This window comes from Bradyrhizobium amphicarpaeae, from assembly GCF_002266435.3.
Taxonomy (GTDB): domain Bacteria; phylum Pseudomonadota; class Alphaproteobacteria; order Rhizobiales; family Xanthobacteraceae; genus Bradyrhizobium; species Bradyrhizobium amphicarpaeae.
The window spans coordinates 648,901-672,327 of sequence record NZ_CP029426.2 but is presented as its reverse complement, the minus strand read 5'-3'; the positions used below and the strand labels follow the sequence as shown (position 1 = coordinate 672,327).

Annotated in this window: 22 protein-coding genes; 8 read left to right on the top strand and 14 right to left on the bottom strand. The window is 65.1% G+C overall.

Annotation, left to right across the window (positions count from 1 at the left end):
• Positions 1–32: 32 nt before the first annotated feature.
• From CIT40_RS03300 to cobS, 5 genes are read right to left on the bottom strand one after another with little or no spacing between them, the layout of a single operon-like run.
• A complete protein-coding gene (locus CIT40_RS03300) occupies positions 33–1,127 on the bottom strand; it encodes an esterase-like activity of phytase family protein (protein WP_094890923.1) in 1,095 nt (364 codons plus the stop codon).
• Positions 1,124–3,025 carry a cobaltochelatase subunit CobT gene (gene cobT, locus CIT40_RS03295; RefSeq protein ID WP_094891070.1) on the bottom strand — a complete coding sequence of 634 codons (1,902 nt, stop codon included), beginning with the start codon at positions 3,023–3,025 and terminating at the stop codon, positions 1,124–1,126. Before cobT ends, CIT40_RS03300 begins: the two co-directional genes overlap by 4 nt.
• 27 nt (positions 3,026–3,052) lie before the next feature.
• Positions 3,053–3,556 carry a DUF29 domain-containing protein gene (locus CIT40_RS03290; protein WP_094891071.1) on the bottom strand — a complete coding sequence of 168 codons (504 nt, stop codon included), beginning with the start codon at positions 3,554–3,556 and terminating at the stop codon, positions 3,053–3,055.
• A 40-nt stretch (positions 3,557–3,596) separates the two neighbouring features.
• Complete coding sequence (locus CIT40_RS03285; protein WP_094890924.1) at positions 3,597–4,007, bottom strand: GNAT family N-acetyltransferase; 411 nt, start codon at positions 4,005–4,007, stop codon at positions 3,597–3,599.
• Positions 4,008–4,019: 12 nt separating this feature from the next.
• Positions 4,020–5,003, bottom strand: coding sequence for a cobaltochelatase subunit CobS (cobS, locus tag CIT40_RS03280; protein ID WP_370139181.1), 984 nt, complete (start codon positions 5,001–5,003; stop codon positions 4,020–4,022).
• Positions 5,004–5,315: 312 nt separating this feature from the next.
• Here cobS and CIT40_RS03275 point away from each other — a divergent pair, with 312 nt between their 5' ends.
• Positions 5,316–5,975 (top strand): DedA family protein, encoded by a 660-nt coding sequence (locus CIT40_RS03275; RefSeq protein ID WP_094890925.1) that lies wholly within the window; start codon positions 5,316–5,318, stop codon positions 5,973–5,975.
• Positions 5,976–6,074: 99 nt separating this feature from the next.
• Here CIT40_RS03275 and CIT40_RS03270 read toward each other — a convergent pair whose 3' ends face one another.
• On the bottom strand, positions 6,075–7,295 hold the full coding sequence (locus CIT40_RS03270; RefSeq protein ID WP_094890926.1) for a citrate synthase family protein: 1,221 nt from the start codon (positions 7,293–7,295) through the stop codon (positions 6,075–6,077).
• A gap of 81 nt (positions 7,296–7,376) precedes the next feature.
• On the opposite strand from CIT40_RS03270, the gene CIT40_RS03265 reads away from it, so the two are divergent.
• Complete coding sequence (locus CIT40_RS03265) at positions 7,377–8,471, top strand: citrate synthase/methylcitrate synthase (protein ID WP_094890927.1); 1,095 nt, start codon at positions 7,377–7,379, stop codon at positions 8,469–8,471.
• Between the two features lie 548 nt (positions 8,472–9,019).
• Here CIT40_RS03265 and CIT40_RS03260 read toward each other — a convergent pair.
• Positions 9,020–9,655 carry a J domain-containing protein gene (locus CIT40_RS03260; RefSeq protein WP_094890928.1) on the bottom strand — a complete coding sequence of 212 codons (636 nt, stop codon included), beginning with the start codon at positions 9,653–9,655 and terminating at the stop codon, positions 9,020–9,022.
• Positions 9,656–9,813: 158 nt separating this feature from the next.
• Here CIT40_RS03260 and CIT40_RS03255 point away from each other — a divergent pair, with 158 nt between their 5' ends.
• Positions 9,814–10,083: a BolA family protein gene (locus CIT40_RS03255; RefSeq protein WP_094891073.1), complete on the top strand. Its 270-nt coding sequence runs from the start codon at positions 9,814–9,816 to the stop codon at positions 10,081–10,083.
• A gap of 38 nt (positions 10,084–10,121) precedes the next feature.
• On the opposite strand, the gene CIT40_RS03250 is transcribed toward CIT40_RS03255, so the two are convergent.
• The 3 genes from CIT40_RS03250 to CIT40_RS03240 are packed head-to-tail and all read right to left on the bottom strand — an operon-like array spanning position 10,122 to position 13,224.
• Positions 10,122–11,426, bottom strand: coding sequence for an HlyC/CorC family transporter (locus tag CIT40_RS03250; RefSeq protein ID WP_094890929.1), 1,305 nt, complete (start codon positions 11,424–11,426; stop codon positions 10,122–10,124).
• A 29-nt stretch (positions 11,427–11,455) separates the two neighbouring features.
• Positions 11,456–12,604 (bottom strand): 3-dehydroquinate synthase, encoded by a 1,149-nt coding sequence (gene aroB / locus CIT40_RS03245; protein ID WP_094890930.1) that lies wholly within the window; start codon positions 12,602–12,604, stop codon positions 11,456–11,458.
• Positions 12,601–13,224, bottom strand: a complete 624-nt coding sequence (locus tag CIT40_RS03240) for a shikimate kinase (protein WP_162307329.1) — start codon at positions 13,222–13,224, stop codon at positions 12,601–12,603. The genes aroB and CIT40_RS03240 overlap by 4 nt, the downstream gene beginning before the upstream one ends.
• A 146-nt stretch (positions 13,225–13,370) precedes the next feature.
• Here CIT40_RS03240 and CIT40_RS03235 point away from each other — a divergent pair, with 146 nt between their 5' ends.
• The 5 genes from CIT40_RS03235 (at position 13,371) to CIT40_RS03215 (ending at position 19,148) form a co-directional block, all read left to right on the top strand.
• Positions 13,371–13,517, top strand: coding sequence for a hypothetical protein (locus tag CIT40_RS03235; RefSeq protein WP_014439243.1), 147 nt, complete (start codon positions 13,371–13,373; stop codon positions 13,515–13,517).
• A 17-nt stretch (positions 13,518–13,534) separates the two neighbouring features.
• Positions 13,535–14,494, top strand: a complete 960-nt coding sequence (gene xerD / locus CIT40_RS03230; protein WP_094890932.1) for a site-specific tyrosine recombinase XerD — start codon at positions 13,535–13,537, stop codon at positions 14,492–14,494.
• Between the two features lie 278 nt (positions 14,495–14,772).
• Positions 14,773–15,735 carry an acetyl-CoA carboxylase carboxyltransferase subunit alpha gene (locus CIT40_RS03225; RefSeq protein ID WP_094890933.1) on the top strand — a complete coding sequence of 321 codons (963 nt, stop codon included), beginning with the start codon at positions 14,773–14,775 and terminating at the stop codon, positions 15,733–15,735.
• 484 nt (positions 15,736–16,219) lie between these two features.
• Entirely contained in the window at positions 16,220–17,713 is a 1,494-nt protein-coding gene (locus tag CIT40_RS03220) for a murein L,D-transpeptidase (RefSeq protein WP_244611905.1), read from the top strand.
• 337 nt (positions 17,714–18,050) lie between these two features.
• Entirely contained in the window at positions 18,051–19,148 is a 1,098-nt protein-coding gene (locus CIT40_RS03215) for a helix-turn-helix transcriptional regulator (protein WP_094890935.1), read from the top strand.
• 518 nt (positions 19,149–19,666) lie between these two features.
• On the opposite strand, the gene CIT40_RS03210 is transcribed toward CIT40_RS03215, so the two are convergent.
• The 4 genes from CIT40_RS03210 to CIT40_RS03195 are packed head-to-tail and all read right to left on the bottom strand — an operon-like array spanning position 19,667 to position 23,424.
• Positions 19,667–20,362, bottom strand: a complete 696-nt coding sequence (locus tag CIT40_RS03210; RefSeq protein ID WP_094890937.1) for a branched-chain amino acid ABC transporter ATP-binding protein — start codon at positions 20,360–20,362, stop codon at positions 19,667–19,669.
• Positions 20,355–21,086 carry an ABC transporter ATP-binding protein gene (locus CIT40_RS03205; protein WP_094890938.1) on the bottom strand — a complete coding sequence of 244 codons (732 nt, stop codon included), beginning with the start codon at positions 21,084–21,086 and terminating at the stop codon, positions 20,355–20,357. The genes CIT40_RS03210 and CIT40_RS03205 overlap by 8 nt, the downstream gene beginning before the upstream one ends.
• The gene (locus CIT40_RS03200) at positions 21,076–22,200 is read right to left on the bottom strand and encodes a branched-chain amino acid ABC transporter permease (protein WP_094890939.1); all 1,125 of its coding nucleotides are present in this window, start codon (positions 22,198–22,200) and stop codon (positions 21,076–21,078) included. The genes CIT40_RS03205 and CIT40_RS03200 overlap by 11 nt, the downstream gene beginning before the upstream one ends.
• Before the next feature lie 6 nt (positions 22,201–22,206).
• A complete protein-coding gene (locus CIT40_RS03195) occupies positions 22,207–23,424 on the bottom strand; it encodes a substrate-binding protein (protein WP_094890940.1) in 1,218 nt (405 codons plus the stop codon).
• Positions 23,425–23,427: the final 3 nt, after the last annotated feature.

Genomic DNA, 23,427 nt, shown 5'->3' with positions numbered 1-23,427 from the left:
GGCAATCATTCGTCGCGAGACGGCGCCGCCGCCTATTCCGCCAGCGTGAATTGCAGCAGCAGGGTTCGCTGCAGCATCGAGAAATTATCGTCGGAGATCAGCGTCAGCACGGTCTCGCCTTCGGGCGTGACGTGGGCGTCGATGCCTTCCATGTTGTCGACCTCGTGGCCGAGATCGGCGGCGAACAGCGCGGGGCCGTCGACCAGCGCGCCGGGCGCGATTCCCTTCAGCGGTAACGAGCGGATGCGGATGTTGACGCCGGTGAACCAGGAGAATTTGCGTTCGAGGATCAGGAGCTCGCCGGAAGGCAACAGCACGGCATCGCTGATGTCGTATTTCTCGGTGCGCCGCACGCTGAACTGGCCGGGCGTGGGACCGCCGATCAGGAAGGCGGTGAGGTTGCCGTCGGCATCCAGCCCGCGCTCGGAGAAGGCGATCAGGGTGCCCGCCAGCGGCAGGTTCCGGCCTTTGCCCTTGTCCTTGTCTTTGGGCACGACGACCAGCGCCTCCAGCCCCTTGTTGAAGGGCAGCTTCCGCACGCCCGCCGGCACCGGCACCACCTCGCCGCGCGCGCGTGTGCCGCCCTTGGAGAAATCATAGCGCAGGATCTGGTTGACGCGCTCGAGCCCGACATAGACGACGTCGCCGTCGCGCGCGATCGATTCCGAATCCCACCACAGCCGTTTTTCAGTGATCGGCCGCCCCTCGGCGCCGAGCAGCGGCGCGGCCTCGACGTCGGCGAGCCCGGCCATCTTGCCGCCGGAATAGCGGATGCGACCGGTGAACCAGCCGCCCTGGTCGGAGACGGCGAGGAAGCTCTCGCCCCTGGCATCGAGGCGGATGCCGGACAAACCGCCAAAGCCGCGATAGGGCGAGGTCAGCACCAGGCCGCTGCGGTACTCCAGCGAGCCGAAGCGCGTGCGCGTACGGTCACGCGGCTCGAAATGGGGAATGGCGCGCGCGTTGACCTCGACGCCGACGGGCTCGACGACGGCGTTCTCGACCTGCAGCGCGCGCGGCGGCGGCTCGGCCGCCGCCTGCGCCTGCGCGAGGCGGGAGACTGCGAGAGTGGAAAATCCCGCCGCCGCATACCTGAGAAAGCTGCGGCGGGATCGATGCGTGCTCACGAATGCAATTTGCGTCGCGGGCGACCGGAGCTTTGCGTCGGCGCCGTGTTGGTCTCGCTGAACAGTTCGGCGAGCTTCTCGGTGATGGCGCCGCCGAGCTCCTCGGCATCCACGATCGTCACCGCGCGGCGGTAGTAGCGCGTCACGTCATGGCCGATGCCGATCGCGATCAGCTCGACCGGCGAGCGGGTCTCGATCTCCTCGATGATGTGGCGCAGATGCCGCTCCAGATAATTGCCGGGATTGACCGACAGCGTGGAATCGTCGACCGGCGCACCGTCCGAGATCATCATCAGGATCTTGCGCTGCTCGGGCCGGCCGAGCAGGCGCTTGTGCGCCCAATCCAGCGCCTCGCCGTCGATGTTCTCCTTCAGCAGACCCTCGCGCATCATCAGGCCGAGATTCTTGCGCGCGCGGCGCCAGGGGGCATCGGCGGATTTGTAGATGATGTGGCGGAGATCGTTGAGACGGCCGGGATTGGCCGGCTTGCCGGCGGCAAGCCACGCCTCGCGCGATTGCCCGCCCTTCCAGGCGCGCGTGGTGAAGCCGAGGATCTCGACCTTGACGCCGCAACGCTCCAGCGTGCGCGCCAGAATGTCTGCACAGGTCGCTGCGACCGTGATCGGGCGACCGCGCATCGAGCCGGAATTGTCGAGCAGCAGCGTCACCACGGTGTCGCGGAACGTCGCCTCCTTCTCGTGCATGAAGGACAGCGGCTGGTAGGGATCGATCACCACGCGCGACAGCCGCGCCGGGTCGAGGATGCCCTCTTCGAGGTCGAACTCCCAGGCGCGGTTCTGCTGCGCCATCAGCTTGCGCTGCAGCCGGTTGGCGAGGCGGGCGACGATGCCCTGCAGATGCGCGAGCTGCTTGTCGAGATAGGCGCGCAGGCGCTCCAGCTCGTCATGGTCGCAGAGGTCTTCGGCGGCGATGACCTCGTCGAATTTCGGCGCGAAGGCATGGTATTCCGGCCCGCGCGGCTCGTTCTTGCCGCTCGAGTTCGGACGCGTCGCCTCGCCCGGCGTCTCGTCGTCACCGAGCTCGCCGTCGTCGAAGGTGTCGGAGGTCGAGGCCTGCGCGCTTTCCATCGCGCTCTCGCTCATCTCCTCGCTCGAGGCCTGCGCCTGGTCGGCACTCATCTCCTGTGCCGCGTCGGAATCGGGCGAGCCCTCGGCGCCGGACTGATCGTTGTCGCCGTCCTGGTTCTCGTCGTTCTCGTCATCCTCTTCGCTGTCGGCGCTGCGCTCGTCGCCGATATCGAGCGCGGTCAGCAGATCGTGTACGGCGTCGCCGAACCGGGTCTGGTCCTCGACCAGGGTATCGAGCCGGTCGAGCCGCTTGCCGATCTTGTCTTCGAGAATGGGACGCCAGAGATCGACCATCTTCTTCGCGGCGGTCGGCGGCGCCAGGCCGGTCAGGCGCTCGCGCACCAGCATCGCCAGCGCGTCCGCCAAGGGGGCGTCGGCGCGGTCGGTGATCTCGTCGAACTTGCCGCGATGGAAATGGTCGTCGAGCATCGCGGTGAGGTTCTTCGCAACGCCCGCCATGCGGCGCGCGCCGATCGCCTCGACGCGGGCCTGCTCCACCGCCTCGAACACCCCGCGCGCCTGCGGATTGCCGGGCATCAACTTGCGATGAACTTTGGCGTCGTGGCAGGCGATCTTCAGCGCGATGGAATCGGCGTGCCCGCGCACGATCGCGGCATCACGCTTGGTCATTTTTCGCGCCGGCTCCGGCAGCCGCGCCTTGCCGGGCGCGAGGCCGGGCCGCTCGGCCGCGAAGCTGACATCGAGCTCGGGCGATTTCGCGATCGCCTTCAGGCAGGCCGCAACCGATCGCTTGAACGGCTCGGTCGGCGCTTCCTTGGTGTTGCGGAATTTGGAGTTGGAAGTAGTCATGAGATCGGCCAAAGCTCCAGCAACATGTTATTCTTCCGGCGACCGGAGATCGTCAAATTCGATAACGCGCGTCGTAATAACGGACCAGTCATAAGGGCAGACTTTCGGGAAGAGCTTCTTGGCGATCCCGGTTTCAGCCGCGGCATTGTCCCGCGCATCCTCATAACCCTCTTCTGTCGCCTCCGGAATACGCGACTTGAGGCTTGGGTTCTTGCGCAGCACGCGCGTGATACGCTTTCGCTGCTCGTGCACGGTGTTCACCCAACTTCGCGATCGATGGGTCGCCTGATGGTCCCATTTCAAGAGGTGCATCATCAGGACGCTCAGCGCACTTTCCAGTTTGTCGTACTGATCGTGCCCCGCATCCGCCAGCTCCTCCGCAATATTCTCCGCATCGACCTCGGTCAGCCGGCCCGCCTTCAGCAGCGCGATCTGAGCCTCAACCCAACCATAGAGATCGTCCTCATAGCGGGCAGGCGCGGTCGATGTTTCGTTCGACCCGGGGCGGACTTTGCTGGTCGTCGTGCTCATCGCATTCGCTTTCTTCGCAGAATCCAACGGTGCCAATCGATCAGAGCGCTTTCTTGAATCGAAACCAAGTCATTCCGGCTTCTGGAAAGTCGTCGACTTGCCCATAGGCCGCATAGCCATTCTTCCTGTAAAATGCCGGCGCCTGGAACGAATAGGTATCTACCAGAACACCAACTGCACCCCTTTTCTTCGATTCGGCTTCTGCCGTACGAAGCAACGAGGTTCCAAATCCGCGGCGACGATATTGGTCCTCCACCCACAAGAGGGTGAAGACCATCCAACGACCAACGCCTTCGGCGACCAAGCCGCCTCGCGCATCGTCATCTTCTCGGACCGTCACCGCAAAAGATTTCGGCGCACCGCCCGTCTGGTGGTGCCGATTGAAGGCCTCGAGACCGGCCGCGACGAACTTTTTCGTCGCGCCGTAAGTCGTCTCGACTCGGACTTCCACCGGGTTGAACTCTCAGCTCAGCGCCACGTTGACCGCCGATTCCGGCAGCTCGGCGTTGAAGCAGCGCTGGTAGAACTCGGCGACCAGCGGACGCTCGAGCTCGTCGCATTTGTTGAGGAAGGTGACGCGGAACGCAAAGCCGATATCGCCGAAGATGTCGGCATTCTCGGCCCAGGTGATCACCGTGCGCGGGCTCATCACCGTCGACAAATCGCCATTGGCGAAGGCGTTGCGGGTGAGATCGGCGAGGCGCACCATCTTGTTGACGATGTCGCGGCCTTCCTGGGTGCGATAGTGCTTGGCCTTCGCCAGCACGATCTCCACTTCCTCGTCATGGCTGAGATAGTTCAGCGTCGTGACGATCGACCAGCGGTCCATCTGGCCCTGGTTGATCTGCTGGGTGCCGTGATAGAGGCCCGAGGTGTCGCCGAGGCCGACGGTGTTCGCGGTGGCGAACAGCCGGAACGACGGATGCGGCTTGATCACCTTGTTCTGGTCGAGCAGCGTCAGGCGTCCCGAGACTTCCAGCACGCGCTGGATCACGAACATCACGTCCGGGCGGCCGGCGTCGTATTCGTCGAACACCAGCGCGACGTTGTGCTGGAGCGCCCACGGCAAAATGCCGTCGCGGAATTCGGTGACCTGCTTGCCGTCGCGGACCACGATGGAGTCCTTGCCGACGAGGTCGATGCGGCTGATGTGGCTGTCGAGGTTGACGCGCACGCAGGGCCAGTTCAGGCGGGCCGCGACCTGCTCGATATGGGTGGATTTGCCGGTGCCGTGATAGCCGGTCACCATCACGCGGCGGTTGCGGGCGAAGCCGGCGAGAATGGCGAGCGTGGTGGCGCGGTCGAAGCGGTAGTCGGAATCGACTTCGGGCACATGAGGATCGACTTCGGAATAGGCGGGGACTTCGAGATCGCTGTCGATCCCGAACACCTGGCGCACCGACACCTTCATGTCGGGCAGACCGGAAACTTCCTCAACTTTGGACATGGCGGCGGTCGTCATCAATCCTCCGAGGTCCCGGGCGGTCCCGAAACCGGTTATTCGCACGTTGGCTGCGGCTGGGTGCTGAAAATCAACCTATCAGAGACGAGTGGCCGGCAGAAGCCCGCGCCACAATCAAAGTTCCGTTGTCTTTTCATTTAGATAGGCCAGGAACGCAGTTTTTGGAGGGCTGCCTTGCGAATCACGCTCGAATTTCGGGCGGGAGGGCAGTCCTGCCTGCGCGAATGGCACTTTCGCCGGCTCTGCTTACTTATGTAGGGTCCAAGCCCGAGTGCTCCAACCCTCCATAGAGACGACGTGACGTCCTTCCTCGATCCCCTCATCTCGTTCGTCTCGGCCCATCCGTGGCTGGCCTATCTGACCCTGTTCCTGGCGGCCCTGCTCGAAGCGGTCCCGGTGGTGGGGTCGGTCATCCCCGGCTCGACCATCATCCTGGCGCTGAGCGCCCTGGTTCCGGGCGGCGAGCTGAAGCTGCAATGGGTGCTGCTCGCCGCCATCCTCGGCGCCGTGCTCGGCGACGGCTCGGCCTACTGGATCGGACACCGGCAGCAGCGCGAGATCCTCGACACCTGGCCGCTGACCAACTATCCGCGCGTGGTCGCCGAGAGCGAGACATTCTTCCACCGCTTCGGCACCTGGGCCGTGTTCTTCGCCCGCTTCGTGCCGCCGATCCGCGCCTTCGTGCCCGTGACGGCCGGCGCGCTCGGCATGGCGCCGGCGAAATTCTACGCGGTGAACATCCCGGCGATCCTAGCCTGGGCGCCAGCCCACGTGCTGCCGGGCGTGCTGGCGGTATCGGCCCTGCACGAATATGCCGGGCTGCATCACCATGGGCATGTCGGCAAGCATATCTGGATGCTGACGGTGGTGGCGGTGGCGATCGTGGGCGGTGTCGCGGTGTGGATCTATCGCCGGCGCAATGGCGGCGGTGTCGCGGAAGCCAAGCCGCGGGCTTGATGTCACTACACCACCGCTGTCGTCCCTGCGAACCAGGGACCCATTACCCCAGGGAGTAGTTTGGCGAAGACTCGTCGGTCGGTACGCATACCGAAGGCTCTAACCAGCCGCTCCCGCTCTCCGCCCCGGCGCCGGCCCGACATACCTCGCCCTCGGCCGTATCAGCTTCCCGAATTGCAATTGCTCGCTGGCATGGGCGATCCATCCGACGCTGCGGGCCATCGCGAACAAAGCGAGCTCGCTGCCCGCGGGCAGACGCAGCGCGTGCACGAGCACGGCGAGCGCATAGTCGATGTTGACGAACTCGCCGGTCGCTTCCGCGATCCGCTCCGGCACTTCGCGGGTGAATTTGCGCGGCGCGCCGGCGCGCGATAGCGCGTTGAGCAGTGATTGCGCGCGGGGATCGCCGCGCTTGTAGACGCCGTGGCCGAAGCCGGCAAAGCGCTCGCCGAGCGCGACGCGCTCGCGCACCATCGGGGCGACGTCGCGGTCGACCAGGGTCTTGACGAGCTGCGAGGCCAGCACGCCGGCGCCGCCATGCTTGGGGCCTTTCAGCGCGGCGAGACCGGCGATGACAGCATCGTAGAGGTTGAGGCCGGTCGAGGCCGCGCAGCGCGCGGTGAAGGTCGAGGCGTTCAGCTCGTGATCGGCCAGCAGCACCAGCGCGCGGCGGATCAGATCGGGCGCGTGCTTGTTGTCGGCGGCCCAGGCCTTTGCGATCTGCTGATGAAGCGGCTCGGATGACGGTTCTGAATTGAGCATGGTCGCGACCAGCAGGCGGACGATGCGCCCGCCGACCATGGCGCGGCCGTCGGGCGCACGCGTAAACGCGCGGGGATCGACGCTCGCGGCCAGCGCGAGCACGGCGATGGCGCGGTCGATCGGCGCGGCCCGGCGCGCGGCTTGCCCGATCATGCGCATCTCCTCGGAGAGCTCGGGCTGGTTGTCGGGAGCGAACGGATCGACCTCGGAGACATCCCAAAGCAGCGTCGCGGTGTGCTCCAGCGTGTCGTGCTCGGAAAGATCGACGCAATTGACGCCGCGATAGATCGCGCCCTCCTCGGTGATGGTCGATATCTCGGTGTCCATGACAGGCAGGTCGGCATCGAAGCTGCGCAGGCCGCGCGGCTCCGGGGACGGCACACGGCGCTCCTTCAGCGCCCGCACATCCTCGGCGCGGTAGCGGTTCTTGCGCGAATCCGGCGTCGGCTCGGAGCGGATCAGGCCGCGGCTGACATAGGCGTAGAGCGTGGCCGGCGAGATCGCGAGCTCGGCGGCGGCCTCCCGGGCGGAGAGGTAGAGCTCCGAAGAATTTTTCATATTGATTTACGTAATCAAGATTGATCAACCTGTCGAGAGGCCCGACCTTTCCGCCGTGCAGTGCAACACGGAGATTGGGCCATGAACATTCACCTCACCAAGAGCCAGATCGGGCTGGACGGCGTTCCCGCGGCCGAGACGGTCCTGAGCCATGTCGATGGCGAGCGCGGCGAACTGATCATCGCCGGCGAACATGTCGGCCGCCTGGCCGCTATCTCGAGCTTTGAGGGCGTCACCGCCCGGCTCTGGAACGGCGCCGGCAAGACCAACCTCACCGAAGCAAATGTGCGCTCACACCTGGGCTTGGCGCGCGAACGTGCCTTCGCGCGGCTGCCGGACTTGCTGCCGGCGACGCGGGGCATGGGCATCGTCGACGGGTTTCGCGCGGCGGTCGCCGGCCTTCGCGCGGAGAACGGGCTGGAGCACGAGGCGACGATCGTCGGCGCGTTTCCGGTGATCGCGGGTGCGCTGGTGCGGCGCGCCAAAGGGCTCGAGCCGCTCGCGCCCGATCCGAATGCGAGCCATGCCGCCGACACCTTGCGGATGCTGCGCGGCGCCACGCCCGAAACCCGCGAGGTCGCCGCGCTCGATGCCTATCTCGTCACCGCCAGCGACCACGGCATGAACGCCTCGACCTTCACCGCGCGCGTGGTGGCTTCGACGCAAGCCGATCTGTTCGCCGCGGTCACGGCGGGTTATTGCGCGCTGACGGGTCCGCTGCATGGCGGCGCGCCGGAGCCGGTGCTGGAAATGCTGGATGCGATCGGCTCGCGCGAGCGGATCCAGCCCTGGGTCGATGCGGCGCTGGCCCGCGGCGAGCGGATGATGGGCTTTGGTCATCGCGTCTATCGTGTGCGCGATCCGCGCGCCGACGTGCTCAAGACCGCGGTCGAGGCGCTGGCGTCCAACGGCACCGATTTGCCGTTTGCCGGCGAGGTCGAGGCCTATATCCGCAGCGCGCTACGGAAGAAAAATCCAGAGCGGCCGCTGGAGACGAATGTCGAGTTCTTCACCGCGATCCTGCTCGATGCGCTGGCGATTCCAAGGCAGGCGTTCACGCCGATCTTTGCGGTGGCACGCGCCGCAGGCTGGACCGCGCATGCACGCGAGCAGCAGCGGACCGGACGGCTGATCAGGCCGAGTTCGTCCTACGTGGGCGCGATGCCGGAAGCTTGAGAGCGGATGTCTCCGCGAATCCGTAAATCGTAGGGCCGGCAAGGGGGCACTCGCGCCGTGCCCACCATCGCTCTCGATCGCAAGGAATGCGTGGGCACGCGTCCGCATTGCCCACGCTACGAGACCGTTGTTGTGGAGGCACCGCAACCGATGCGACGAAAGTACTTATCGGCGAACTGGAACATGGAGGCTCTCGGTGCATTCATGCTTGCCCCAATAAAACTCTTCAGGGGTGAACAAGAAAAGGAATGATAATGAAGAAGCTCACTTGCGCCCTCGCTGCGGGAACGCTGCTCGCTCTCTCCTCACTCGCGGCACCAGCCAATGCGCTGCCGGCTCACCCTATCCCCAGCGCAACGGTTTCCGGGGACGTCGCGAACGCACGCTATCATTACGCTCCGCGAAGGGTCTGCACCGTACGCACCGTCGTCACGCGCGGCTATCATGGACGCCGCGTCGTCAAGCGGGTTCGCGTTTGCCGGGGCAGGTAACATTGACGGTGCCGTCCGCTCACCAGCGGGCGGCATCAACAAGCGCGCGGCGAGGCTCTACGCCTCCCGCACCACCGTCTTCAGATAATTGTACGCCTTGATGATCTCGATCAGGCGATCCTCGGTGGAGCGGTCGCCGCCATTGGCGTCGGGGTGGTGCTGCTTCACCAGCGCCTTGTACTTGGTCTTGACGTCGGCGAGCGTAGCGCTGGGGCCGAGGCCCATGACCTGGAGCGCCTTGCGCTCGGCGTTCATCACCTTGCGCGTTTCGGCCTTGGGCTCCGCTTCGGGGCCCTTGCGCCAGCCGGTGCGGCCGTTGAGCTCCTGGAACATGCTGAACGGATCGAAGGCACCATCGATCTCGGCTTCCGCGCCCTTCTTGACGCCGCCATTGGCGCCCATCTTCCAGGTCGGACGGTGGCCGGTCAGCGCGTCCTTCTGGTAGCGCGCGACCGCATCGGCATTCATGCCGGAGAAGAAATTGTAGTTCTGGTTGTATTCGCGCACGTGGTTCAGGCAGAAGTGCCAGTACTCGCGCTGGTTCTCGCGGCCCTTCGGGGCACGATGCGCGCCCTTGTTCTGGCATCCGGCCCATTCGCAGCCTACCGCGGTGTCGCGCGGCTTCACTTCCGGCTGCTTGCCCCGCGGCTTGACGCGGATGGAGTCGAAGAACTTCGATGAATCGATCGGCATGGCTGACTTTGACTACGCAATGCAAAAACCTTCAAGTCTTGACATTGCAATTAGCTGACCACGGGTAGCCGAAGTTTCACTTCGGCGTCTTTGAAGTACGGCCGTCAAGGGCGGCCTACGCAATTGACGGGGCCCTTGCGCAGGTTTTAATGGCACTCATGGTTATGAAAGACACTATCAGCAACAAGTTGCAGGAAGCTTTCACGCCGGAAAGCCTGCAAGTCGTCGACGAGTCACTTTTGCATGAGGGCCATTCCGGCCATCGGCCGGGCGGTGAGACGCACTTCCGTGTCTATATTGTATCCGATGCCTTCAAAGGGAAGAGCCGGGTCGACCGACACCGGATGATAAATTCGGCGCTGGCTGCGGAACTGGCAGGCAGCGTGCACGCGCTGGCGATTCAGGCCAAGGCGCCGGGGGAAGGTTGATACGCTTTACCCTCCCCCTCCAGGGGAGGGTAAGAGAACTAGAACGACGTCCCCGCCCGTCTCGGCTTGGCCCCTTCCAGCTCTGCTTCGCGCGGCACCGGTGAAATACGGAGCGCGGTGATGCGGTTGCGCTCGCGGCGCAGGACGCGGAAGCGGAAGCCGTGGAAGGTGAAACTCTGGCCGCGGTCGGGGATCGAGCGCGCCTCGTGGATGACGAGTCCGGCCACCGTGGTTGCCTCTTCATCGGGCAGATGCCAGTCCATGGCGCGGTTGAGGTCGCGGATCGGCACCGAGCCGTCGACCACGACCGAGCCGTCCGGCTGGGCCCGCACGCCCGCGACCACGACGTCGTGCTCGTCGGAGATGTCGCCGACGATCTCCTCCAGGATGTCTTCCAGCGTCACCAGGCCTTCGACTTCGCCGTACTCGTCGACGACCAGTGCAAAATGCGTCTTGCGCCGGCGGAACGCCTTGAGCTGCTCGGACACCGGCCGCATCTCCGGCACGAACCAGGGCGGCAGCGCGATGGTGGAGACGTCGATGCGCGAGGTGTCGCCATCGGCGGCACGGATCGCGCGCAGCAGGTCCTTGGCGTGGAGCACGCCGATGATGTTCTCGGGCTTCTCGCGCCATAGCGGAATGCGGGTGTATTCGGTCGCCAGCACCTCGCGCACCAGCTCTTCCGGCGGCAAATCGGCGTTGATCATCATCATCTCGGTGCGATGGATCATGACGTCGGAAACCTGGAGCTCGCGCAGGTCCAAAAGGCCGCCGAGCATGTCGCGGTCCTGCTTCTCGAACTTGCCCTCGTGGTGCAGCAGGTCGACCGCGCCGCGCAGGCGCTCGGTCGGCGACAGGATCGCCTGGTGCTCGCCGGCGAGGCCAAACAGGCGCAGCAGCAGGCGCACGATGACCTCGACGATCTTGAGCAGCGGACCCAGCACATACATGGTCAGCCGCATCGGGCGCGCGACCGCGAGCGCCATCCGGTCGGGCGCGTTGATGGCGATGGTCTTGGGCAATACCTCCGCGAAGATCACGACCAGCGCGGTCATCAACCCGGTCGCATAGAGCACGCCGACATCGCCGAACCAGGCCGTGAAGATCGAGGTCGCAAGCGCGGACGCGCTGATATTGGCGATGTTGTTGCCGAGCAGCAGCGCCCCGATCAGGCGCTCGCGCATGTCGAGCAGATCCGAGACGACGTCGGCGTCGCGATTACCCTGCTTGGACAGGCGGAGCATGCTGGCGCGCGAGGCGCCGGTCAGCGCGGTCTCGCTCGCGGCGAAGAAGCCGGAGACGAGCAGGCAGAGAATAACGATGGTGAATCCGAGCCAGTCCATGCATCACTCAAAAGAAATTCAGCCGCGTGTCACGCCTTCTGCGCAAGCTTCTCTTTCAGGAAATCACGCACCGGGGTCGGCTCGACATCCTTCGCGATCACCGCACGCCCCACCGCCTCCAGCAGGATGAAGGTGAGCTTGCCGCGCGTGACCTTCTTGTCCTGCGCCATCAGCGTCATCAGCGCGTCGGCATCGGCAAGCCCCTCCTGCGCGAAGCCCGCGATATCCTGCAGGCGCGTCGGCAGGCCGGCCTCGATGAGGTGACGTTCGACGCGCGACGCCTCGGCTTCGCCGATCATGCCGAGTCTGGCCGAGAACTGCGCGGCCAGCGTCATGCCGATCGCGACGCCCTCGCCGTGGAAGAGGCGGTCGGAGAACCCGGTCGCGGCTTCCAGCGCGTGACCGAAGGTGTGGCCGAGATTGAGCAGTGCGCGCTCGCCGGTCTCGCGCTCGTCGCGCGAGACGACACCGGCCTTGGCGCGGCAGGACGTCGCGATCGCATGCTCGCGCGCCGAGCCGCCCCTGACGATGTCGGAATGGTTCGTCTCCAACCAGCTGAAGAAGGCCTCGTCGCCGAGCACGCCGTATTTGGCGACCTCGGCATAGCCGGCGCGGAACTGGCGCGGCGACAGCGTGTCGAGCACGGCGGTATCGGCAATGACCAGCACCGGCTGGTGGAAGGCCCCCAACAGGTTCTTGCCCTGCGGCGAGTTGATGCCGGTCTTGCCGCCGACGGATGAATCGACCTGCGCCAGCAGCGAGGTCGGCACCTGCACGAAATCGACGCCGCGGCGCAGGATCGCAGCGGCAAAGCCGGCGAGATCGCCGACCACGCCGCCACCGAGCGCGATGACAAGATCGTTGCGCTCGATCCTGGCCGATATCAGGGCCTCGCTGACCCTCTCCAGGCCCGCATAGGTCTTGGAGATCTCGCCTTCCTCGACCACGATGCGCGAGGTCGGGATGCCGCTGGCGGCGAGCGAAGCTTCCGCGGGCTCCAGCCAGTATTTCGCCACGGTGCGATCCGTCACGATCGCCGTGCGCACGCCGGGACGCAAGGCCGCGACCCGTTCGCCGAGCGAGGCCAGCACGCCGCGGCCGATGACGATGTCATAGGCGCGATTCCCCAGCGCGACCTCGACATTGACGGGATCGGAATGTTTCAACGGCGCAGTCATCTTGACGCACTCACAACGTCGGCAGGTGGTGGGGCGGCTTGCTCACCACAGAGATGCGCGCGCAGCGCCTCGATGGTCTCATCGACGATTTTGTCGTGCGGCACGTCGCGCGAGGCGATGGTGAGGTCGGCATGGGCGTAGACCGGCTCGCGCTCGGTGAGGAGGCGCGTCACCGTCCCTTCGGGATCGGCGGTCTGGAGCAGCGGGCGGTCGGCACGGCGCCGCACGCGGCGCATGATGACGTCGTGGTCCGCCCTGAGCCAGACCGACACCGCCTTCGCGGCGATGCGCGCGCGCGTCTCCTCGCGCATGAAGGCGCCGCCGCCGGTCGCCAGCACCACCGGCCCGCCGTCGAGCAGCCGCGCGATCACCCGCGCCTCGCCGTCACGGAAATACGGCTCGCCGTGGCGCTCGAAGATCTCCGGGATGGTCATCTGGGCCGAGGTCTCGATCTCGGTGTCGGCATCGACGAAGGGCAGCCTGAGCCTGAGAGCCAAACGGCGGCCGATCGTGGATTTGCCCACCCCCATCATACCGATGAGCACGATCGAGCGCGCCCCGAGCGCCGACAGGATGTCGGTCTCTAGCGAAGCTGGCATCGGCACGGCGGCGTCGGACATGAATCTCGCTCGATCTGCCGCCAAAGACGGCACGCTTTGGCCACCTATACGACCCCCTTGGGGCCCTCGCCAGAGGACTCTTGCCACGAAACGGCGAACATGTTGGATGATTTCATTGGTTAATTTGCCAGCCGGACCCCAGACCGATGCCCAGCCTGTTCCGCTTCCTGACGGTCGTCGCCGTGATCGCCGGCATCGTCTATGGCGTGGTCTTCGCACTGGCCAATTTCGTCAGTCCCAAGTCGCGGGAAATGACGGTGACGATTCCGCCGGACAAGTTTCTCAAGAAATAGGAGCTAGCTTCCTGGGCATGCGCAACCCGCCCTCAGATGCCAAGCTGACCGGCCTGTTCCTCGACATGCTCGCGGCGGAACAGGGCGCCGGGCCCAATACGCTCGACGCCTATCGCCGCGACCTCACCGATTTCTCGGAGTTCTTGACCCGCGTCGGGCACAGCTTTGCCGACGCCGAGACGCAGACGCTGCGCGACTATCTCGCCGATCTCGACAGCCGCGGCTTCAAATCCACCAGCGTCGCGCGGCGGCTGTCGGCGATGCGGCATCTCTACCGCTTCCTCCTTAACGAACGCATCCGGGCCGAGGATCCCGCCGCGATCCTGTCCGGCCCCAAGCGCGGCCGCGGCCTGCCGAAGGTGCTGTCGATTGCCGATGTCGATCGCATGCTGACACGCGCCAAGGAATTGAGCGAGGCGGAGGATGCCTCGCCGTCGAAGCGGCTGCGGTCTTTAAGGCTCTACTGCCTGCTCGAGGTGCTCTACGCCACGGGCCTGCGCGTCTCCGAGCTGGTGGCGCTGCCGCGCACGGCGGCCAAGCGCGACGCGCGCATGATCGTGGTGCGCGGCAAGGGCAACAAGGAGCGGCTGGTGCCGCTCAACGAGGCCTCGCGGCAGGCGATGGCGGATTATCTCGCGGCGACGGACAGCGCGAAGGCGGAGAAGAAGAAAGACAGCCTCGCCGCCTCGAAATGGCTATTCCCCTCGTTCGGCGAGAGCGGGCATCTGACGCGGCAGCATTTTGCCCGCGACCTCAAGGAGCTCGCGGTCGCCTCGGGGCTGCAGGCCCGGCTGGTCTCCCCGCACGTGCTGCGCCACGCCTTTGCCAGCCACCTCCTGCACAATGGTGCCGATCTGCGCATCGTGCAGACCCTGCTCGGCCACACCGACATTTCGACGACGCAGATCTATACCCACGTGGTCGAAGAGCGGCTGAAGAGCCTGGTGCGCGACCTGCACCCGCTGGCGGAGAAGTAGTTGCTGCCGTAGCCCGGATGAGCGCAGCGACATCCGGGATTGGTGCCCGAGGCGCGACCCGCCCCGGATATCGCTTCGCTCATCCGGGCTACAAGCTTTCGACCTCGGCCGAAACCGCCTTGACTTCGGCCACATCTCCGCAGAAAGAGCCGGTGCCTTCGCATGATTTGATGGGCTGGCTCATGAGCACACAGGTCAACTCATTGAAGAAGCTACACTTCTTGCCGCCTGTCTAAATCCGCTTCGCCGCCTCGCCCCGTCCTCCCTATATTGAGTTGATGCAAGACCAGATGCGCAGCTATCTCGACTTCGAAAAGCCCGTCGCCGAGCTCGACTCCAAGCTCGACGAGCTGAGGACGCTTGCGGCCTCCGGGACCGACATCGCCGACGAGATCGGGCGGATCGAGGACAAGGCGGCGCAGGCGCTGGCCGACCTTTATCAGAACCTGACGCCGTGGCAGAAGACGCTGGTCGCGCGGCATCCGCAGCGACCGCATTTCAACGATTTCATCAAAGGGCTGATCACCGAGTTCACGCCGCTCGCGGGCGACCGCAAGTTCGGCGAGGACGAGGCGCTGGTCGCCGGCTTCGGCCGCTTCCGCGGCGAAGCGATTTGCGTGATGGGCCAGGAAAAGGGCGATTCCACCGAGAGCCGCATCAAGCACAATTTTGGCATGGCGCGGCCGGAAGGCTACCGCAAATGCGTGCGGCTGATGGAGATGGCCGAGCGCTTCGGCCTGCCCGTGCTGTCGCTGGCCGATTCCGCCGGCGCCTATCCCGGCATCGGCGCCGAGGAACGCGGCCAGGCCGAAGCCATCGCGCGCTCGACCGATGCCTGCATGGCGCTGACCGTGCCGAACGTCGCCATCATCACCGGCGAAGGCATGTCGGGCGGCGCCATCGCCATCACCACCGCCAACAAGGTCTTGATGCTGGAGCACGCGATCTACAGCGTGATCTCACCGGAAGCGGCGTCCTCGATCCTGTGGCGCGACGGCACCAAGGCGCAGGAAGCCGCCAACAACATGAAGATCACCGCCCAGGACATGCTGCGCTTCGGGGTGATCGACAGCATTTTGAAGGAGCCGGTCGGCGGCGCCCACCGCGACCCCGCCGCCATGATCGCCACCACCGGCGACGCCATCGCCAAGGCCTTCGACGAGCTCCGGGGTATGGACGGGACCGCGATCCGCCAGCAGCGCCGGCAGAAATTCCTCGATATCGGCCGCAAACTGGGCTGATTCGGGCTGGGTTCCGGTGCCGTAGGGTGGGCAAAGCGAAGCGTGCCCACCACTGCAAACTATGAGGACCGGCTCGTGGGCACGGCGCTTTGCGCCTTTGCCCACCCTACGGAACCGCCCTCGAGCACCCCGGTAACCCCGCGTTAACCCTTTTTTTGCCCAAATCGGCGATCTCAGTAATGGTTTGGCCGCAAGGCCCAAGTTCCGGCCTGATTTAAGTCTCTGTTGACCACACCTTGGGGCCAACGGCCTCGTGATCCCCGCTCGGGTTGCGACCACATGACCCAGAGGTTAGAATTTTAATCAATGGCTTCAGGGCATAGCGCTGGGGCGTGAGCTGACAAAGCCCGTCACGACGGGTCCGGTTCGCCGGTCGGATCATGCGCCAAACGAATTGGGGTTCGCGCTATCTGCCCGGCACGCTGTGGGGTTCGTCTTGATTTCTCGTCCGCTTGCTCGCGCGCTTTTGGCTTCGGTTGCGCTGATGACGGCCAGCGTGATGCTGGCCGGCTGCGACACCGACCAGGTGTCGCTCGCGAACAACGCCAAGGCCAACCAGCCCGTGCCGCCGAAGCTGCTCGCCGCGATGGTCGAGAAGGACATGGATCTGCAATCGCCGATCCTGGTGCGCCTGTTCAAGCAGGAGGCCGAGCTCGAGGTCTGGAAGCAGGCCCGCAACGGCCAGTTCGCGCTGCTCAAGACCTATCCGATCTGCCGCTGGTCGGGCGATCTCGGCCCCAAGGTGCGCGAAGGCGACCGCCAGGCGCCGGAGGGATTCTACTCGATCAATCCGAGCCAGATGAATCCGCAATCGGCCTACTACCTCTCGTTCAACACCGGCTATCCGAACGCGTTCGACAAGGCGCTGGGTCGCACCGGCTCGCAGCTGATGGTGCACGGCGACTGCTCGTCGCGTGGCTGTTACGCGATGACGGACGAGCAGATCGCGGAGATCTATTCGCTCGGCCGCGAGTCCTTCTTCGGCGGCCAGAAGGCGTTCCAGCTGCAGGCCTATCCGTTCAGGATGACGCCGGTGAACATGGCCAAGCACCGCAACAATCCGAACATGCCGTTCTGGAAGATGATCAAGGAAGGCTATGATCATTTCGAGGTGACGCGGCAGGAGCCGAAGGTCGATTTCTGCGAGAAGAAATATGTCTTCGACGCGACCCGCGCGCCCGATGCGAAGCGCGACCCGGTGTTCGACGCCTCGGCGAAGTGCCCGGCCTATGTGATTCCCGAGGACGTCGTCGCCGCCGTGCGCGGCAAGCAAGCCAGGGACGAGGCGGAATACGCCAAGCTGGTCGCCAAGGGCACGCCGGTGGCGCGCATGAACACCGGCATCGACGGCGGCATGAACAAGATCTTCGCCGCGAAGATTCCGGAAGGCTCGACCGGCCTGTCCGAGGGCGCCGAAGGCACCACGCTGCAGATGCTGGCGATGGCCAAGGCGCCGGGCACGATCCCCGGCCACGTCAATCCGCCCAAGCCGAATCTCGACAGCGTAGCGTCCGCGCCTGCGCCGCAGGAAGAACCGGTCGTCGCCGTCAGCCCGCCCGCGAGCAGCCGCGTCGCCACGGCTCAGCCCGCCGAGAAGTCCGGCGGCTTCTTCTCCAACCTCGGCCGCAAGATGGGCATGGGCTCGTCTGAGACGACCGCGACCACCCCGCCGCCGCAAGCCACGGCGTCCGTGGCCCCGGCAGCCGCGCCCGTGACGCCGCCGACCGCCGCATCACGGCTGAAGGCCGCCGTGACCCGGTTCGTGCCGGGGCATGACAAGAAGGAAGCGCCGAAGCCGGCCGCGACCGCAGCCGCCAAACCCGCCGAGCCGGCAAAGCCCGACACCCGCCTTGCCCAGACGCGGCCCGCGCTGAAACCATCCGTGTCGGATGGCGCAGGTGAAGCCACGCAGATCATGGGCGCCGCGCCGGTGGTGTCGTCGAACTCGTTCGACAGCCGCTTCGGGGCGATGAAGTAGACGTTGCGGCGATCCCGCGCCTTCCGGAGTAAGCCAAGCACGCCGTGCTGTTTGCCCGTCCCCACCTAAGGGCTCGCCGCTGCAATAGCCGCCTGCGATCCGCCAGCCTGTTGGGAAGTTGATCCCGCAGAGCGGGGTGCAAGAGATCGCGACTTGGTAAGTGCCGGAGAAAAGTTCGTCGTGAAGTTCGAACGCGTCCGCCTCCGACAAGTCGCCCATGGTGAGGTTGAGGAACCGATTGGTTCCCTAAAAGGATCCGGCGCTCCTCTCGACGTGCCCGGATTGCGTCGCCCGGTCACCCCGCTATAGTCGCGAGATTGGCTCTTTCGCGCTGTGCATGAGTGGATTTGAGCATCTCGATCATCTGATTGACCGCATCTACGAGGCGGGGCTCATACCGTCTTTGTGGCCCGAGGTTCTCAATGAAATCGGGAACGCCATCGGCGGCAATGGCGGACTGCTTTTCGCGGTACGCGACGGCTATGTCAGCGGGATCAATTCTGTCAATCACGACCAGACCATGCGTCTTTTCTTGCAAGAGGGATGGAGCGAGCGCGATCCGCTGCTGCCGCGTGCCGCCGCTCTCGACTACGCCGGCTTCCTCAATGATGGAGACCTTCTATCGGAGGAGGAAATCGCGACCAATGGCGTCTACTGCGATTTCTACCGCAGGCACGGTATCGGCTACAGGGCCGGGACCATCATCTCGATACCGAGCGGCGATTCGATTGCGATCGTCATGCCGCGACATCAAGACAACGGACCTGTGCCGCGCGACATCGTCTCGTTCCTCGATGGCCTGAGGCCTCATCTGGCTCGGGCGTCCTTGACTGCAAACCGCCTTGGCTTTGAACGGGCGCGCGCGCAAGCCGATGCATTGCAGGCCATTGGACTGCCCGGAGCAATATTGCGCGAAGGTGGCAAGTTGCTCGCGGCGAACGCCCTGTTCGAGGCGCTGATGCCGTCGCTCTTCCAGGACCGCGCAGAGCGATTGACTCTGACCGATGTCACTGCGGACGGATTGTTCCTGGAGGCGCTGGGGACCCCGTTCGTTGGCAACAGCCGGCCCGTCAGGTCCCTCGCCATCGCAGCGGCGATGGACCGCGTACCGATGGTCCTGCATGTCGTCCCGGTGCGCGGATCGGCACGCGATATCTTCACGCAGGCCACCTTCATGCTTATCGTGACACCCGTCGATCGCGGCGCGGTACCGAGTGCGGAAGTCCTGCAAGGGCTGTTCGACCTGACGCCGGCAGAGGCCCAGGTCGCACGTGGAGTTGCACAGGCCGGATCGATCGATGCACTCGCAGCAAAAATCGGCGTAACGCGAGAGACGGTGCGCACGCAGCTCAAAGCCGTGCTTTCGAAGACCGGCCTTTCCCGTCAGCAGGAGCTCGTCAGCTTGCTCGCTGGCAAGGCGTTGCGCGGCGGTTAGACTCTTATCAATCCGCAGACACATTGCTCATCCCCTTACGCCCCATCGCCCAGACCGGACCCTGCCTAGGCATGCGCAAGCCATCCTTCACCCAAACGGGTGAAGACAGGGGTCGAACCTCCGGGTTCAAATTTGTCCGGTTGGATGCAAAGCGAGAAGCGGCGACAATGGTCAGACCGGAGTTTCCGACGTTCGAAGTGGCATTGGTGCAGCGCAAGCGAAAGAGATGGGGCTGGAGCGTCTGCACCAGCGAAGGTGCGGTCGTGGTACGGGGGCGGGAATCAAGCCGACACGCCGCAAAGTACCAAGCCGAACGAGCGCTTTTCATGCTGCTCCTGACCGCGCCCTACCGGTCGCGACTTCCCGCATAGAGAGGCAATGATTGACGCTGCGTCCGCCCTGGCTTGAGCCGAAGCAATATCGCTCATAGCGTGCAGCCCGGATGAGCGCAGCGACATCCGGGACCGTGGCCGGCGTCCCCGCATGTCGCTGCGCTCATGCGGGCTACGGCAGCTGAGCTACGGCGCCAGATACCGCACCAGCTCCGGATTGTCCCTCACCTCTCCTGCCTGCCCCTGCAGCGCGACGCGGCCGCGGTCGAGCACATAGGCGTAATCGGCGACGCGCAGCGCGAGGTCGAGGTGCTGCTCGACGATGATGACGGCGATGGTCTTGGCGAGCTCGATCAGGCGCTCGGTGATCTCTTCGATGACGCCGATCCAGACGCCTTCGGTCGGCTCGTCCAGCAGCAGCAGTTTGGGATCGCCGAGCAGGGCACGGCCGATCGCGAGCATCTTGCGCTCGCCACCGGACAGCGTGCCGGCGGGCTGGTCGAGGCGCTGGCCGAGCTTGGGGAAGATCGTCAGCACGTGGTCGACGGCGTCGGCCTTGCTGCTCGCAAGCGAGCCGACGGCGAGATTGTCGCGCACCGACAGGCGCGCGAACACCGAATGCTCCTGCGGCACGTAGCCGATGCCGGCGCGAACGCGCTCCTGGGTGGCGCGGCGGCTGATGTCGCGGCCGTCGAAGGCGACCTCGCCCTTCCACGCCGGCAGCTCGCCGACGATGGTCTTCATCAGCGTGGTCTTGCCGGCGCCGTTGCGCCCGAGCACGGCGACGCCGCCGCGCCAGGGAATGCCGAGCGTGACGTCGAACAGGACCTGGCTGCGGCCATAGCCGGCGTCGAGATGCTTGATGTCCAAAAATTCAGGCACGGCGCAGATAAATCTCCTGGACGGCCTTGTTGGCCTGGATCTCCGACACCGTGCCCGATGCCAGCACCTTGCCCTGGTCGAGCACGGTGAGGCGATCGCAGATGTCGCGGATGAAATCGAGGTCGTGCTCGACGATGACGAGCGAGCAATGCTGCTTGATCGGCTGCAGCAACTCGCCGGTGACGCGGCGCTCCTCGAGGCTCATGCCGCCGGTCGGCTCGTCGAGCAGCAGCAGCTTCGGCTTGCCGGCCAGCGCCATAGCGATCTCCAGCCATTGCTGCTGGCCGTGCGACAGCGCAGCAGCGGGCTCGAAGGCGCGATCGGCGAGGCGGAATTGCGTCAGCATGGTCATGACCTGCTCGTGCAGCGCATCCCGCGTGCGCGAGAACAACAGGTCGATCAGCGAGGACTGCGCCTGCAGCGCGAGCAGGATATTGTCGTACAGCGTCAGCGACGGCAGCACGGATGTGATCTGGAATTTCAGGCTCATCCCGGCACGGGCGCGCTCGGTCGGCGTGAACGCGGTGATGTCGGTGTTGACGAAGGAGACCTTGCCGGTGGTCGGCACCTCGGCGCCGGCGATGCACTTCATCAGCGTGCTCTTGCCGGAGCCGTTCGGGCCGATCAGGCCGTGGAATTCGTTGGCGCCGACGGTGAGGGCTGCGCCGTCGAGGGCGGTGAGCTTGCCGAAGATCTTGGTAATGCCGGCGGCTTCAAGGAGCATTGCGCTTCTCCTTGACGTCTTCCTTGACGTTTTCCTTGACGTTCTCCTTGGGTTTCGCACCGAAGCTGCCTACCCGCTCGCGCTCGCCGAGCACGAAGCTGATCAGGCCGAGCGGCCGGAACAGGATCACCAGCAGCAGCAGCACGCCGAGAATGATCGGCCAGATATCGCGGTAATTGTCCGACAGCCAGAAGCTGACGCCCTCGACGATCACGGCTCCGATGACGGCACCGATCAGCGTACCGGAGCCGCCGAACAGCACATAGAGCACCACTTGCGTCGAGACCACGACGCCGACCATGTTGGGCCAGACGAAGCCTTCGTGGAAGGCGTAGAGGCTGCCCGCCATCCCCGCAACGGCGCCGCCGATGGCGAAGATGATCGCCTTCAGGTGCTGCGCCTTGTAGCCGAAGAAGGCGATGCGCTGCTCGTTCTCGCGCAGGCCGGCGAGCGCCAGCCCAAATTGCGATCGCACCAGGAAGCGGCAGAGCAGATAGACCACAACGAGGATGCCGAGCACGAGATAATAGAAGGCGGGGCCTTCGGTGAATTCGTAGGAACCGAGCGACATCGGCGCGATCGAGGGAATGCCGTTCTGGCCGCCGAGATAATACCAGCCGCGCGCCAGGCGATCGGCAGCGTAGGAGCCGGTCAGCGTGCCCAGCGACACGAAGATCACGCTGGAGGGATGCCGGCCCAGCAGCAGGAAACCGCCCAGCAGCAACGCGAAGGTGAGGCCGATCAGCGTGCCCGCGGGCAGCACCAGGAAGATGTTGGTGATGTCGAGGTCGCGCGCGAGCAGCGCCACGCCATAGCCGGCCGAGCCGAAAAACAGGGCCTGGCCGAAGCTCATGATGCCGGCATAGCCCCAGACCAGGTCGAACGACAGCGCGAACAGCGCCAGGATGATCACGCGCGTCGCGAACACCGTGAGATAGTCCTGCAGCAGCAACGGCGCGAGCAGCGCCGCGACCAGCACGATGCCCTCGACGACCGGCAGGATTTTCCGCGTCGATTTTTGCTTCGCCGTCCCGCTGCTAGCCATGGCGACGTCCGGCTCCCCGCCGATTGCGGCGGGGATCGCCTGTTTCACTGCACCCATCGACTTCGGCATTCCGCTTTAGCATTCCTTGGGATCGACGAGCCCGTTGCTGCGGCCGACGATCTCGTAGCTCCCGGCCTTGGCGACCGCGGTATACATCTTCATCTTGCAGTGACGTTTGCCCGGCACCATCTCGGCCGGCCCGCCCGGACCTTCGGCGATCTTGGCATGGTCGAGCGCGGCCGCAACCGAATCGCGGTCGACCTTGCCGGCTTCCTTCACCGCGGCTTCCCAAAGCTTGAGGCCGCGATAGGTGCCGGTCGCGGCGCTGCCGGCGGCGAACAGGAAGTTGCCGGGGAAGTCCTTCTCGTAGGCCGCCTGGATCTTGGCGTCGAACGGGTTCTCCTTGGTCAGCACCTTGAAATAGTCGAGGCAGCTGGCGAGGCCCTCGATTTCGGCGGCCTGATTGATGTTGAGCGTGTTCTCGTCGTAGTAGACGCAGGCGAGGCGCCCGCCGTTCTTGAGGAAGCCGGCTTCATAGAGCTGCTTGAAGAACGGGCCGACGCCCGGCGGAATGACGGTGTTGAAGACGACGTCGACCTTGTTGGAGATGATGCGGTTGACGGTCGCGGAAAAATCGACCTGGTCGAGCGGATAGTATTCCTCGAACACGACCTCGCCGCCATTGGCCTCGATCACCTTGCGGGCGTAGACGTTGAGCGTGTGCGGCCAGACGTAATTGGCGCTCGGCAGCGCGAACTTCTTGCCGCCGTTCTTGATCAGCCAGGGAATGAATTCGTCGCATTGCTGCGCCGGAGTCGGCCCGGTGCAGAACAGATAGGGCGTGCACTCCTTGCCCTCATAGAGCTGCGGATAGATGTAGAGCGTCTTGCCGCGCGCCACGATCGGGTCCTTGATGGCGTTGCGCATCGAGGAGGTGATGCCGCCCAGCACCATGTCGACCTTGTCGCGCTGGATCAGCTTGCGGACGTTGCCGACGGCGACGGATTCGTTCGAGGCGGTGTCCTCGATGTAGAGCTCGAGCGGACGGCCGAGCAGGCCGCCGGCGGCGTTGATCTCCTTGATCACCATTTTCGCGACGTTGGCGTCTGCGTTGCCGGCGTAGGCGATCGGGCCGGTGAGATCGGTGGCGATGCCGACCTTGATCGGGGCTTCGGCGGCATTGGCCCAGGGCGCCGGGATCACCCAGGATCCAACCCCGGTTGCGACCGCACCGGACGCAAAGGCGAAATTGGATAGAAAACGGCGGCGTGAAAGCTGCGTACGATCAAACATGGA

Excerpts from the sequence above, each read along its gene's own strand:
- aroB (WP_094890930.1), bottom strand. The coding sequence starts at position 12,604 with ATGACTGCGCCGTTGAAACATTCCGATCCCGTCAATGTCGAGGTCGCG.
- cobS (WP_370139181.1), bottom strand. The coding sequence starts at position 5,003 with ATGTCCAAAGTTGAGGAAGTTTCCGGTCTGCCCGACATGAAGGTGTCG.
- CIT40_RS03260 (WP_094890928.1), bottom strand. The coding sequence starts at position 9,655 with ATGCCGATCGATTCATCGAAGTTCTTCGACTCCATCCGCGTCAAGCCG.
- CIT40_RS03250 (WP_094890929.1), bottom strand. The coding sequence starts at position 11,426 with ATGGACTGGCTCGGATTCACCATCGTTATTCTCTGCCTGCTCGTCTCC.
- CIT40_RS03290 (WP_094891071.1), bottom strand. The coding sequence starts at position 3,556 with ATGAGCACGACGACCAGCAAAGTCCGCCCCGGGTCGAACGAAACATCG.
- CIT40_RS03220 (WP_244611905.1), top strand. The coding sequence starts at position 16,220 with ATGACGGCCAGCGTGATGCTGGCCGGCTGCGACACCGACCAGGTGTCG.
- CIT40_RS03270 (WP_094890926.1), bottom strand. The coding sequence starts at position 7,295 with ATGAAAAATTCTTCGGAGCTCTACCTCTCCGCCCGGGAGGCCGCCGCC.
- CIT40_RS03215 (WP_094890935.1), top strand. The coding sequence starts at position 18,051 with ATGAGTGGATTTGAGCATCTCGATCATCTGATTGACCGCATCTACGAG.
- cobT (WP_094891070.1), bottom strand. The coding sequence starts at position 3,025 with ATGACTACTTCCAACTCCAAATTCCGCAACACCAAGGAAGCGCCGACC.
- xerD (WP_094890932.1), top strand. The coding sequence starts at position 13,535 with ATGCGCAACCCGCCCTCAGATGCCAAGCTGACCGGCCTGTTCCTCGAC.
- CIT40_RS03235 (WP_014439243.1), top strand. The coding sequence starts at position 13,371 with ATGCCCAGCCTGTTCCGCTTCCTGACGGTCGTCGCCGTGATCGCCGGC.
- CIT40_RS03195 (WP_094890940.1), bottom strand. The coding sequence starts at position 23,424 with ATGTTTGATCGTACGCAGCTTTCACGCCGCCGTTTTCTATCCAATTTC.
- CIT40_RS03205 (WP_094890938.1), bottom strand. The coding sequence starts at position 21,086 with ATGCTCCTTGAAGCCGCCGGCATTACCAAGATCTTCGGCAAGCTCACC.
- CIT40_RS03225 (WP_094890933.1), top strand. The coding sequence starts at position 14,773 with ATGCAAGACCAGATGCGCAGCTATCTCGACTTCGAAAAGCCCGTCGCC.
- CIT40_RS03265 (WP_094890927.1), top strand. The coding sequence starts at position 7,377 with ATGAACATTCACCTCACCAAGAGCCAGATCGGGCTGGACGGCGTTCCC.
- CIT40_RS03240 (WP_162307329.1), bottom strand. The coding sequence starts at position 13,224 with ATGTCCGACGCCGCCGTGCCGATGCCAGCTTCGCTAGAGACCGACATC.
- CIT40_RS03255 (WP_094891073.1), top strand. The coding sequence starts at position 9,814 with ATGGTTATGAAAGACACTATCAGCAACAAGTTGCAGGAAGCTTTCACG.
- CIT40_RS03200 (WP_094890939.1), bottom strand. The coding sequence starts at position 22,200 with ATGCCGAAGTCGATGGGTGCAGTGAAACAGGCGATCCCCGCCGCAATC.